This window comes from Pseudoalteromonas atlantica (assembly GCA_007988745.1).
GTDB classification, from domain to species: Bacteria; Pseudomonadota; Gammaproteobacteria; order Enterobacterales; family Alteromonadaceae; genus Pseudoalteromonas; species Pseudoalteromonas atlantica.
In genome coordinates, this window is the sequence record BJUT01000048.1 from 1 (window position 1) to 13,590 (window position 13,590).

Consider the following 13,590-nt stretch of genomic DNA (forward strand, 5'->3'; position numbering starts at 1 on the left):
CTGTGTTCTCTGTGGTGATAACAATCTATTCATTTTTTATGGGCTTAACCCAAACGCTTAGTCTTTCGCTCACTTACTTCCAATTCGATTTATACGGCCCTTTTCGGCCTAGTACCCCATCGACAATACCTTTAAGCATAAACACCAAACGCTTGCGCCTATTTTGTTGCATAACCGAATTTAAAAATAACCTTACAGGCATAAAAAATAAGCATCTGAGTTTCCAGTACATTGGCACATAAGGCCTGCGGCTCAAAAGTAGAATGTTTCTAAATTGATAATAAAGCCTAATAGGTGCGCCTACTTTATAAGTTACGCCTACAAACTTACTACGCGAATCGCCTAACCGGTGCACCATTTCTACATTTTTGGCCTTAGCAATATCAAACCCCATATCACGAGCACGCCAACACCATTCATGATCTACACCATCAATAAATAATGACTCATCTTTAAGCCCAATATGATCCAATGCACTCAAATCAATCATCATACCTGAGGCTATTATTTGTGTAACGCCCACTAAATCTTCGTATTCAAACACATCATGCTGTATACGAGGGCGAACATTTTTATCTGAAAAGCTACACTTAATACGTGGCCCTATTGCAACAATGTTTTGTTGTACCTTTTTTGAAGCTTCAAATAAGCTATGCAATTCAAAAACTAAATTACTTGGGATTAAGCTGTCTTGATCGAGTAAAAGCGCATATTCACAACCAGCCTTAAGTAAAAATATGAGGCCTGCGTTGTGTGCTGCAGCAATCCCTTTGTTATCAGGGAAATGTATATAATGGTAGTGTTCAATAACCTTTTTAAAATCATTTGGCTTAGGGCTATTATCAACTATTACCACCTCATCTGTTTGGCCGTATAACCGAGTAAGTAAACGTTCTGTCAACGTAATATCAGGGTTATAAACGACTAAAACGGCACCAATCATATGCTAATTATGCTTTTTTAAATTTAATAAGAAACGATCTACTTTATAGGCAAACTTTATCCCCCACGACGGCATCATTCTTAAAAGCAATACAAAAGTCGCATAACTGTAGTTTTGTAATGAACGTTGCGAAAGAGCCTCCATAGCTAATAATCGAGCCTTAAATTCGTTAATTGATTTACCTCGTCCACGCCTTTTATAAAAACCATCTACGCGCCTAAAATGCAACAAAGGCTCTTTAACGTTGGCAAATTTATAACCATCTTTCGCTAAAGCAATCCATAAAAAGTAATCTTGTGTGTTTAGCTTATCTGCTAAATATCTGTGCCCTCTTTTAAAGACCGAGTACCTAATAGCAACAGTGGGATGGTTTATAGGGCAACGCCTAGAAAAGGAAGATAACAGTTTAGAGTGAGTGAGTGGTAGCCTACGAACTCCAGCCCTTACACCTTGTTCATCGACTTCCCATAATGCAGAACCTAACACGTCTATTTCACTATGCTTATCAAGTAACGTGACCTGCTTTTCAAATCTGTGTAATACGCAAATATCGTCGGCATCCATTCTAAAAAAATATTTAGGAGCCAAAGGAAGTGTCATCTCAATGATATAATTCATACATGCACTCAACCCTTGGTTTTGAGTACCATGTACCAATATAAAATTAGTGTGTTTTTTTTCTGTTTCTGATAAATACAAAGAAATGGCATCGGCTATACCACCATCAATTACAACAACAAATAAGTCTGGTGGGAGAGTTTGGTTTAAAACGCTTTCAACAGCTTGCGTTACCCACTCAATTTTATCGTTTTTGTAAACAGACATCCCACAAACAGTCTCTACGCTTAAAGGTAAAGCTTGTGGTGTATTCATATAAAAATGACTGTTTGCAGCCGAGGTTGGATTCATATTATCTCTATAAAGTTAAAACAACCAAATAACAGTCATATATACTTAGCAATTCTGTCATTTTATCGCACTTTTATTTATGATTCAAAAAAACTATTAGTGAGTTATTTGCAACTAACAACACTTATTCAAAGGGTTTTATCGAAAAGTTTTCCCTACGAAGGGTTAAGTTTGGATTATAAGCAGGATCTGATAGTATCGTATCCTGCCATGTTGACTTTAGGTAATTTAGTTCATTTTCAAAGCGTTGAACTTTTTCAGGAGTATCTTCATAGCCTCTTGAAACCGATTCATGATGATACAAAACCGCTTCAGCACAATACAAGTTACGTCGTCCCAATTGCTGCACTTTTAGGCATAAATCAACATCATTAAAAGCAATCGCTAAGCTTTCTTCGTTTAAACCTTCAACCGCCCAAAAATCATTTTGTTTAATAAGCAAGCATGCTGCAGTCACAGCACTATAATTTTGAGTAGCAATAAGTCTGTTCATATAGCCGTGGTGATCACCAGGAAAATATTTGTGTCCGTGCCCAGCGCCACCTCCATAGCCCATTACTACACCTGCGTGTTGAATCCGTTTATCTGAATATAATAGCTTTGCACCTACACAACCTATATCTTCACGCATTACATGGCTAACCATATTTAAAAGCCAATCGGGTGAAATTACTTCAATATCATTATTAACTAAAGCGAGCACCTCACCATTGGCTTGCTTAGCAGCAAAGTTATTTATAGCGGAATAATTAAAAGGCTTATTATACGTTAATAGCGTGATCTTAGGGTGCTCACTTAGCTGATTAAAATAGCGTAGGGATTCACTGTCGTCCGAATTATTATCTACTAATAATATTTCGTAATTAGTATATGTTGACTTATTTAAAATTGAATCAATACATGCTCGTACTAGCTCTTTAGCATTACAAGTAGGAATAATTATAGAAACAAGCGGTTTATAGTCTAAATGCCACCGTAAAGATAAAGTCGGCAAGTCATTGCTATTGTCTATTTCAGCCACTTTATTATATAAGGGTTCCAAAAATGCTTTTGCATTAGCAAAGCTAACTAAATTAGATGACCTTGAAAGCATTACAAGCGGTATATGCTGTATTGTTAAAGGTAAATTATTTAAATAACAAAAAACCATATACCTTGCGACATTAAATGCACTCAATGTACCGCATCCATATGCAAAATCGGCTAACGTTTTAACCCATAATCCTGAATTAATATAACCCGCAGTTAACTGTAAATCAGGGTTCCAGTCAGGCTTAAAGTCAGGGTACTCTCTTTCGCGCTCATTACTGAGCTTGTCAGTATCAAAATAAGCTAAATGCGTATCTAAATTTATATGAGTAGTTAATGCAAACGTTAAATAACTATCTAGTTTATCTCCACTATATACAACAAAACTTGCTTTAGTTTTTACTTTATTCAGTCGGGCATCACCAACTAGATCAGATGTAACAACAAACTCAAAATCACAATGCTTTGGCAAAAAGTGATTTAAATTCTTTTCGTCTGTATTTTTACACCAAAAAATTACGTTAGAAAAAGGCAGGTGCTGAGCTTTTATAGACGCCAAAGTAATAAATAGCTCATTACTGTTAAATTGTTCAACACATACAAGTAGCATACTTTCGCATACCATATTTCCGCTACTTTTTATTTGTGCCGACATTTGAGCGTTTTGATGTTTCATATATGCCAGGTAAGACGCTTTTTGCTCTTCAATGGTCTGTAACTGATACATCAGACCGCTTTTATGTAAGTTATTACTATACACAGCAACTAATTTTGGGTGCTTCTTAATACTTTCAACCCAAGTATTAGGCGTATAGTTAATTATAAACTTGGCCAGATTTGCGATTGATTTTCTTATATATTGCAATTAATTCGTCCTGTAGCGAAGAATGCTAAAGATGAAAACACATATATCAACTTTATCATGAAGCTAGTAACGCCTTAATATAAGCCATTAAACTGAAGCGCACCTGAAGCAAATTACTCACATTACTCCTAAAGTTATTTAAGTCTGTGTTTTTGGTTGTACTGCTGTTAAAAGTAAGTGTTGGATAACGGCAGTAAATAGCATCTTTTACATACTGCACAATAGTTGGCAGAGCACTTCTAGGAGGTATAACTTCAAACAAAGCGGCTACAAAAGGGAACCTATCTTCAACATTTGGCTGTGCGTAAACACACAATGCTAAACGCTGTAATAAATCCTTATCTTTTTTTAATATAAAATTAAATACATCTAAGCACTGCGCTTTAGAAACCTCTTGCTTAAAAAAGTCTTGATGAGGCTGGTTTTTTATAACATCTACCAACTCGCCGGCTTGTTCAAATGGCACCTGCTCTGCAAGCCTCTCAATCCAACGAATTGACTGTCTTTTATAGTCATTAAATTGATGTTTACCAACAAAAGTAAATTGTTTTATACCTTTATCATAAGCCTGTAGCACTCTGTCTAATCGGCCTGCATATTGGCCTAACTCGTAGTAATTAAAACACCGTTTAATTTCAAGAGCCTCTAAACAATATCCTGGGTTTACCCGTTCAGGGGCCTTTACATCGAAATCAATATCATTGTTATTAAATACTACACTTAAAAAATCACATACAATGCTTTTATTTACAAACAAATCGTCATGATAGGCTCTTAATGTAAGCTTTTTACCAAGCTGTTGCCCGTATTCTCCCAAGCGTTTTAGCGTGTGCATAGGTAGCGTCTCAGCTTTTTTTATTACCGCAGTATTACCATGGCGCTTAACCGACTGGTTATAGTGAGACTCGTGCAACTGAGCTGGGTTACGAACATATGCAATACACTGCGCATCTGGAATCGCTTTTAGTAGCGTAGGTAAACGGCTAAAAAAGAACTCAGAGCTTAATAAGAGCGTATGACAGTTTGCAGCTTGTGCCTTAGCTATTGTATCTTGCAGCTTCTGCGGGCTATATACATAATCACCATTATGTGCAGAAAAAACAGATAAAAAATTACCTGAACTAATACCATTACTATCTTGTTGATGTTCGGGATAATACACCCCATTAGACATTAAACAGTCGGCATGATCTTTTAGCCACTTTTGAATAGCAGATGTCCCCGTTTTAGGAGGGCCAATATGAATAATTGTTTTCATTAATTTTCAGAGCAGTTAAATAAACTCAGTAAACTATTAACCCGCATATTTTCAGCATTTAATTTTAAATACGAATTAGCGTAATCAAGTGTTGCCAAATCAGCCATTGTACCGTTTTCGCGTTCCACTTGAACAGGTATATAATTAAGGCCGCACGCGATACAAAGCTTCCAAAACTCATCTGACCAATGGCTCGAGAAAAGCTCAACCACGGTGGTACCCGGCCTACAAAATACTATATTAGCTAAACCGGCACCATGCGGGGAAACAACTACGCTTGCAGCTCTAAAAACTTTAGCATTTTGTTTTACCGTGTTTTTTTCACAATATACTGTATTAATCCCGGCTAAATTTAGTTCGTCTAAAAGCTCATTTTCATTTGTAATTATTCGTTTACTACCTAAATTACGACTAATATATATAGACGTACTTGTACTGATTGGTAAGTTAGAGGAAAACGTTTCACGAATAAAATCAACAATCCAATCAGACGTATAAAGCGCATCCCTTGGCTCACTTACTGACACAAAACAGTTACACTTTAATATTCTATTTTGGGCATTTCTGCCTTCTACTTTATTAAAGTCTATTTTAAGCAGCTCACACGCCTCTTTAATAAAAGGTAAATCCTTAAAGTTAATAATTATTTTATCAAAAAAGTTTAAGTCTATGCCCAACGATTTTATAACCTGTACTTTAGGTAAAACATCAAACAAAAAATGGCTATAAAACTTACCGCCAGGAGACGTTAAATCAAGTACCTTAAACTTAGAATAGTCAGCATAATCTTTAGCACTATTTAATTTATCAACAGCTGCTTTATAGCTAAAACCATTTACCACTTTGCCGTGGCTAAAAAAGCCCTTTTCTTCATCTAAACACGCCATAGCATTATTTGATGCAAAAACAGAGACCCCTTTTTGTTTAAACGCATTACCACGAAAACGGGCATGATTAGAAACAGCCTGCGGTACGGTTACTGGTGGGTATTGAGCCCCCCTTTTTATTGTTATTTTTTCGCCTCTATTAATAATATCATCAATAATAAACTGACTATTTTTAGGTGTTAAGGAATGCTTTAATCTAGTTAATAACACAAAACATCCTTGCATACTTTGCTTTTAAATAGCTCGTTACTGTCAGTAAAAAAATCAGCACAAAGATTATTCGAGTCTAAAAAATAACTATTTAAAGCCTGTAGCTCACCTTTTGTAAGCAATATTCTTTTTGGTAAATGCATTTTAGGATATGCGTTTATTTCTTCAATTAAATTGTCGCGTATGCTTGTGTACTTAACAACATCACTTACATGCTGCGTACGCTCTTGTAGCAACAATAATGCGCTGGTAGGTAAAGAAGCATTAATAACCACATTATCATTTGTATTTTCAAGCATTAACCCAAACAGCCTTAGAAATGTTTCAACAACACCATCATCGTAATTAATAACCCAAACATTTTCTTTACCAACGCTTTGTGCCCATCGGTTTAGTTGTTGAAAATAGTTTAATCGCGGAAAATTGTTCAACGCCATTTGAAAGAACCGCCCCTGATACCTGACCTGAGGGTCTTTCACTAACTGGTTAAATAACGACAAGAGTAAATCTGATTGACGCCTTACAGTGCCAATCACCACAACTTTTTTAAACTTTTTAGCCCACTGCTGGAAGCGCGGATTATTAAAATAAAAAGGCGAAAGCTCGCTAGAAATCAGAGCAGAATGGCACTCGTTATCAAGTATTTCTTGCTCAAGTAAATCAAGCACTTCTGGTATTTTGTACTTTGCAGGGTAGCCATGAATAGGCGCAAAGGCTAATGCAAAATGGTGATGCGCTTGGTCATTCATTTGTAACTGCGTAGAATATAAGATTCCTTGCTGTTTTAAAGTCTCTTTTTGTAAATCTAACTGAAATTGAACTGCTGACGTACCAGTTTTAGACCAACCAATATGCAAATATAAAGTTTCAAACATTAATTACTACTCACCTAAAAACGGAAAACGACCAAAATCACTCACTAATACACCCCATTTAAGAATGTGTGCTTCGTTTAAACCTAATTCTCCTACAAAAGGATTCTCATACCCTGCGGCATGCCATTTATCTAGAGGGTTTAAAATATGTAAATTTTGCAACCCAAAGTCACCTGGAATTTGTGCATCGGCTACGGCGTTATCGCCTACATGTATAAAGCTTTGTCCTTTGGGTAAACTCTCTTTTATATATTGCCACATTGTGCCATTGTCTTTTCGTTTACCCAGCTCACTTGAAACTAATAACTCAAACCCCACACTAACACCGACTTTGGCAAGCATAAGCGCCACTTGCTTTTGTGTATAATACGTATCAGAAGCAACCGTTATTCGTTTGCCCGATAAAATTAAATGGTTAAATAAATCAACCATTTCATTTTTTGGTAAAATCATTTCTAAATCGTAGGCAAACTCTTGTTCTGCATAGCTACTAGCCTGCTCAGCAGTCCAACTATAACTACTAGCCAAATGCAAGTACGTTTCAAAAATAGTTACATCACCTACAAAGTTTTTTTGCTGCCTCACTTCAAATTCGGCATTATTACGAGCTTTAACAAACTCATGCGCATTTAAAACAAGACCCTGATCCACCAAGCTTTTACCTAGTAATAACTTAGCGTAGTCAGGCGCGTGGTATTTACGCCTGACTAATGTATCAAACACATCAAAACTAACGTGTTCAAAGCCACTAAGTTGTTGAGTTAACCCTTCGGCACTATTTACATATTGCGATAAAATATAACTTTTATCATGAGTTAACTGTCCTGATGTTGGGTAATAAAACAGTTGTTGGTAGCCATTTTTCTCTGCAAGTAAACCTAATAAACGTTCAAGAGCATGGAGCTCTGAGCCATCGTTAGGCAAAGGTTCACCAGGAAAGTCATCGTAATCGTACGACTTGTTTAATAGCTGTTTTAGTGCTTGCGGCCTTGCCCAAAACATACCACCAGCAGGATAAGCAATAAAATCATCGGTTAACTCTATTTCCCACTCGTTAGCAATTTTTTTAGCATGTGGTTTATTTTTAAGCCAGTGATTAACCCAATTAGGCATCATCCAAAACGAGGTTGGGTAATAAATTCCCGTATTTGGGTTATTGTCAAAATGATTTAAAACTTGCTTAATAACGTGCTGGTCTTTTAAAAGGTATTCGCCTAGGTAATCGGCCCATTGTGTTTGAGCGCGGCCAGAATAAAGCGATTTTTTAGAATGCATATGACAAAACAAATCGTAATTTTGTAAATCTTTTGCAAACTCAACAAGTAAAGGTCCAAAATTGCGCCCATGATTAGGCACAACTTTAACTGTCACCTTATTTATTTTAGGGCAGGCATTAAAAACCGATTGTGCTTTACTAGCAAGTTCGTCGCTGGCAACACTTATGAATACATCAACCTGCTGTTCGTATTTAGCCAAGCAGTTGGCGTAATAATCTATAAACTCACCATAAAAAACATGAAAGCACATGGCAATCTTTTTACTTTTAGGTCTGCCATCTGCGGTTGAGCTAATAGCTTTTGGGTACCACTTGCGCGCTGCGGGCATGGCTAACCGGCCCTCTTGCTCGCCGTGAGCCATATAATGCACTAAAGCATTTTCACCGTGTAAATAAATATCTGTATTACATTTATAATAAAGCTCGGTGTCAAAGTTAGGGCTAGGGTTAATACAACTGAAAGTCCCTTTATTTAAGTAATCCTCAAAGGCTTCTTGTTCGCAACTAAATTCACGGCACTGATTAGCACTGTACCAATGACTATCAAACAAGCCTTTAGCCTTTGCAGTATTTAGCAGTAAATTAAACTCTTTTTGAGAGTAAGACTTATTTAAAGCTCTACTTTTTACATACTGGCGTGCAACAACCCTACGCTCAACCCCTTTTGCAACCCTAAATAAAAAAGGTTGGTTTTTTACGAAGTTAAACAGGCTTGGCGCTGTTTTTTTTATAAATTGTTTGTTGATCATTAACCTAAACCAAAAAATTGAATTGCATTAACGGTACCATTACCCGCTACATCATCATCGATGTCAAAAATATGTCTAACTGCATGAGGAATCATATTAGGCTTTGCTAAATAGCTTTCTAGTAGAGCTTCTAGCTCGTTAGGTGTAAAGCTAATTGCATACTGTGCATTGTGCCCACATAAACTTAAAGCACCAGCCATAACTTGCTCTAAAAGGTAAAAATAGCGTTGCGAAGCAACTTTTCGGCCGTAATACATATCAAAACTATTAGGATTAAGGGTATTAAATTTTATATCTCTAAACTGCCCGCTAGGTGCTGTTAGCAATGACTCTAGAAACATTGAGCGATCTAACGGTAAGTAACCGTCACCTATTTTTACCCCTTCTTTTAAATACCCCTGCATAAAAGCACTTGTGCCAGCTATTTTATGCGAACCAGGGTTAGAAGAAATCAAATAATGCCCATGCGTATTTTTGTTAAGCAGTATGCCTAATAAACTCTGAATAGTACCTGAGTAACCTAAATCGACTAAATGTAACGTACTTTGAGAGGTGACTTCTATAGACTCTAAATAAGCCAAATAGGCACATTTAATGGGCGCAATAAGTAAATCAATTTTATCATGGCTCTCTGTTAACATTGCTATGACTTTATTTTTATCATTTTGCAGATCAATTCGAGTATTAAACACTTGCTCAGTGAACAAATTTGTAATTTCTGCATCCGAGAGCAAAAAACGTGTACGCATCAGATTATAGAAAGTACCGCAAAATTCACCCTTTAAGGAATACGCATAACTACGTTCGTCGTTAAGTAGTAGTTTAAATAAAAAAGCACGAGAAACTAATAAGTAATAGCTATTACGCTGCGCATTTGCGCCATGTAAATATTGGTTATAAGCTCGTTGTAACCAATAACCTTCGCGGGCTAAAAAGTAAACAGGTGTATTTTGTGGTTGATTAAGTAGTAACTGCTGCGAAAAATAACTAAGTAAAGGTCCCAAAAAAGTAGAACCAAAATTAGCGTATTGAGCTTGCGTTACTGCCGATACATCACTGTTAACCATAAGCGTACACCACTCCTAAATAAATTAATAAAAACATAGTGGTGTTAAATAGCAAAAAAGTACACCCTAAATTTATGCAAAGCGTATTGTAGGTCGCAATACAATGTGAGTAAACTATATTGCTTTAATTGCAACTAAAAATAAGTATTTAAGGCATAAAAGCTTATTTTTTAGCTCATATAAACAAAGCCTCTGAGTAAAATTTTTATAGCAGTAATAGTTTCCCCTTAATTACTTTATTTTATTAAATTGTATTTGCCTATTTTGTAACTTAAAACTAGGTTTAAGTTTTGCCTCAAAATAACAGAGGAATTATGCAAATACTTCACCATGGAGCGGTTAATGGAGTTACAGGCTCTTGTCATGCGCTAGCGATTAATACACAAACCAGCGTATTAATTGATTGCGGGCTTTTTCAAGGAGAAGATGCCAAAGCCGACCTATCTATTGAATTTGATATAACCAATATAAGCGCGCTAATAATAACCCATTGTCATATTGATCATGTAGGGCGTATACCTTATTTATTGGCAACTGGCTTTAAAGGCCCTATATTTACAACTCCCGCCTCAGCAAGTTTACTCCCACTTGTTATTGAAGATGCCTTAAAAGTAGGTGTAACACGTGACCCCAAAATTATAAAAGCCAGCCTAAACTTACTACAAAAATACATTGTGAGTGTTAACTTTAAAACATGGTTTACCCTTCCATGCAAAGGGGAGCAAACTGCAAAAGCGAGGTTTCAGCGAGCCGGCCATATACTTGGCTCTGCATATATTGAAATAGACATTACCCATACAACCAGCTCAAATCAACATAATAAAAACACCCATAGAGTGGTATTTTCAGGTGACTTAGGCGCACCTTACACCCCATTGCTACCGACCCCCAAAGCGCCCTATAAAGCAGATACATTAGTGATTGAATCAACTTATGGTGATAAAAATCATCAAGGCCGCAAAGAGCGCGCGCGCGCACTAAAAAAGATTATTGAACGCGCAGTAAAAGATAACGGCATAGTATTAGTACCGGCATTTAGCATAGGGCGTACTCAAGAGCTACTTTACGAACTAGAGCAGCTGATACATCAATCAGCTAAAGGCTCACCTTGGCGTAATATTCATGTAATTTTAGACTCCCCCATGGCAGCCAATTTTACCGAGCAATATATTAAATTTAAACATTTATGGGATGCAGAGGCTAAACTTAAAGTAGCCAAAGGCCGCCATCCGCTAGATTTTGAAAACCTAACTACGGTAGATACTCATAGTGAGCATATCGCCATTATTAATTATTTAGCGTCGCGCCAAACACCCGCCATTATTTTAGCTGCCAGCGGTATGTGCAGTGGTGGGCGGATAGTAAATTACCTAGAGCGCTTTTTAGGTGACAAAACAACCGATATATTGTTTGTTGGCTATCAAGGGCGGGGGACGCTTGGCCGCGATATACAAAAACATGGCCCACGCAATGGCTATGTATTTATAAACGATACACGTATTACAATTAACGCACAGGTGCATACCATTAGCGGTTACAGCGCACATGCAGATCAAAACGGCTTAGTTAAATTTGTAACAGGTATGAAGAAAAAGCCCAGCCATATAAAAATTCTACACGGCGATGATAATGCAAAACATGCATTAGCAAACAAGTATAAAGAGGTGTTAGGGGAAGGCATTAAAATTGAGATTGCCACGTAGCTTAACTGTATTAGCTTAACCCAAAGTAACTTTAGCACCGAGGCGCTTCACCGAGAAGTAATTAGCTCTTCTCCTTCACTTCTCCGTGTTCTCTGTGGTGATAATAGCCTCTTAATCACGTTGTGCATTTAACCAAAAGAATCTACCACCGAGGGCACAGAGGCGCTGCGCGCTACACAGAGCAGTTATTAGCTTTTCTCCTTCACTTCTCCGTGCCCTCTGTGGTGATAATAATCTTTTAATTACTTACGCACTTAACTCAAACCATTTCTACCACCGAGAGCACAGAGGCGCTGCGCGCTACACAGAGAAGCTATTAGATCTTCTCCTTCACTTCTCCGTGTCCTCTGTGGTGATAATAATCTCTTAATCACTTTATAAACTTAGCCCAAAAAATCTACCACCGAGGGCACAGAGGCGCTGCGCACTTCACCGAGCAGTTATTAGCTTTTCTCCTTCACTTCTCCTTGCCCTCTGTGGTGATAATAATCTCTTAATCACTTCCCCAAAAAAAACCTACCACCGAGGCGCTGCGCAGTAATTAGCTCTTCTCATTCACTTCTCCGTGTCCTCTGTGGTGATAACAGTTACTTTAGGTCTTTGATCTAAAGCAAATCTACCACCGAGGACTGTACTGAGAAGTTATATTCGATCTTCTCCTAGCTTACCGACTGAGCCGGCGTACTTTACACGCTAATACGTTTCAGCCCATCAAGTAAACGGACTTGATTAAAATTAATCAATAGGCCTGTTTTTATACCTGTTAACTTTAAGTAAGTTATAAGCTGAGCTGAATGAATAGGCTGCAGCTTATCAACGGCTTTTAATTCAATAATCAATTTGTCAGGTATTAGTATATCTAGCCTATACCCTGCATCTATATTTATACTTTTGTAACTAATTGGTAATGCAACTTGATTAAGAGGTAATAAGCCAGCTTCTTGTAACTCATAAAGTAAGCAACTTTCATAACTAGACTCTAACAAACCAGGACCAAGGGTTTTATGCACTTCAATAGCGCAACCAATAACGGTTTGAGTCACCAAATCTTCCATAAATAGTAATCCTTAAATTTATTTAGCACTTAAATAATTATAAGCCTTTTATTTACCACCGAGGAGACCGAAGCGCTGCGCGCTACACCGAGCAGTAATTGGCTCTTCTCCTTTACTTCTCTTTATCCTCTGTGGTGATAACAATCTCTTAATCACTTTATAAACCTAACCCAAGACAAGCCTACCACCGAGGCCACAGAGGCGCTGCGCGCTTCACCGATCAGTAATTGGCTCTTCTCCTTTACTTCTCCGTGTTCTCTGTGGTGATAAGAATCGCTTAATCTCTTTAGACTAAAACCAAACCATTCTTACCATCGAGGGCACAGAAGTGCTTCGCACTACACCAAGCAATTATTAGTATATGCGGCAGTAAGTTAGCCTCATATAAAATATACACCCCTTTACTTGTACCAATAAATAACATAGTTTTTATTTAAAAATATTTTTAAGGAAGAGAATAATGCAAAAAAACAGTACTCTGCACTCATGCTGTTATTGGGCTTATTTTTAGCCACACCTACAATAACGAGTGCAACCAACTTAGTTATAGATAAACTCCCTAACGCCAAACGCCTGTCAAGTACTTCATACGTTTATACTCCCTAGACATACTCATACTCCCAAAGCGCATCTGCTTTTTTTTGAGTACAAGTAAAGAGGCTGTTTCTGCTAAAGCTTTATCTTTACGATTAAGCTCTTTTGAAGCTGTTTAATTTCTTTTTGAGTTTCTTGTTGTCTGACTTTACAGGTCTCGTTGCTGACCC

At 37.2% G+C, this 13,590-nt stretch carries 10 protein-coding genes; 1 reads left to right on the forward strand and 9 read right to left on the reverse strand.

Annotated features, from left to right (window positions below):
* Positions 1 to 73 precede the first annotated feature (73 nt).
* From PAT01_RS16025 to PAT01_RS16060, 8 genes are all read right to left on the reverse strand, one after another.
* Positions 74 to 943: a glycosyltransferase family 2 protein gene (locus tag PAT01_RS16025; RefSeq protein ID WP_138579966.1), complete on the reverse strand. Its 870-nt coding sequence runs from the start codon at positions 941 to 943 to the stop codon at positions 74 to 76.
* 3 nt (positions 944 to 946) lie between these two features.
* A complete protein-coding gene (locus tag PAT01_RS16030; RefSeq protein ID WP_138579967.1) occupies positions 947 to 1,852 on the reverse strand; it encodes a glycosyltransferase in 906 nt (301 codons plus the stop codon).
* Positions 1,853 to 1,976: 124 nt separating this feature from the next.
* On the reverse strand, positions 1,977 to 3,746 hold the full coding sequence (locus PAT01_RS16035; RefSeq protein ID WP_318299764.1) for a glycosyltransferase family 2 protein: 1,770 nt from the start codon (positions 3,744 to 3,746) through the stop codon (positions 1,977 to 1,979).
* 55 nt (positions 3,747 to 3,801) lie between these two features.
* Positions 3,802 to 5,004, reverse strand: a complete 1,203-nt coding sequence (locus PAT01_RS16040) for a hypothetical protein (protein ID WP_154945805.1) — start codon at positions 5,002 to 5,004, stop codon at positions 3,802 to 3,804.
* Entirely contained in the window at positions 5,004 to 6,101 is a 1,098-nt protein-coding gene (locus PAT01_RS16045; RefSeq protein ID WP_186807295.1) for a glycosyltransferase family 61 protein, read from the reverse strand. The genes PAT01_RS16040 and PAT01_RS16045 overlap by 1 nt, the downstream gene beginning before the upstream one ends.
* Positions 6,092 to 6,976 (reverse strand): hypothetical protein, encoded by an 885-nt coding sequence (locus tag PAT01_RS16050; protein ID WP_318299765.1) that lies wholly within the window; start codon positions 6,974 to 6,976, stop codon positions 6,092 to 6,094. The genes PAT01_RS16045 and PAT01_RS16050 overlap by 10 nt, the downstream gene beginning before the upstream one ends.
* Positions 6,977 to 6,982: 6 nt before the next feature.
* Complete coding sequence (locus PAT01_RS16055) at positions 6,983 to 9,001, reverse strand: HAD-IA family hydrolase (protein ID WP_154945807.1); 2,019 nt, start codon at positions 8,999 to 9,001, stop codon at positions 6,983 to 6,985.
* Complete coding sequence (locus tag PAT01_RS16060) at positions 9,001 to 10,068, reverse strand: HAD family hydrolase (protein ID WP_154945808.1); 1,068 nt, start codon at positions 10,066 to 10,068, stop codon at positions 9,001 to 9,003. The genes PAT01_RS16055 and PAT01_RS16060 overlap by 1 nt, the downstream gene beginning before the upstream one ends.
* Before the next feature lie 314 nt (positions 10,069 to 10,382).
* Between PAT01_RS16060 and PAT01_RS16065 the strand changes: the two genes are divergently transcribed.
* A complete protein-coding gene (locus tag PAT01_RS16065; RefSeq protein WP_154945809.1) occupies positions 10,383 to 11,771 on the forward strand; it encodes an MBL fold metallo-hydrolase RNA specificity domain-containing protein in 1,389 nt (462 codons plus the stop codon).
* Between the two features lie 686 nt (positions 11,772 to 12,457).
* Here PAT01_RS16065 and PAT01_RS16070 read toward each other — a convergent pair.
* A complete protein-coding gene (locus tag PAT01_RS16070; RefSeq protein ID WP_154945810.1) occupies positions 12,458 to 12,826 on the reverse strand; it encodes a GxxExxY protein in 369 nt (122 codons plus the stop codon).
* Positions 12,827 to 13,590: the final 764 nt, after the last annotated feature.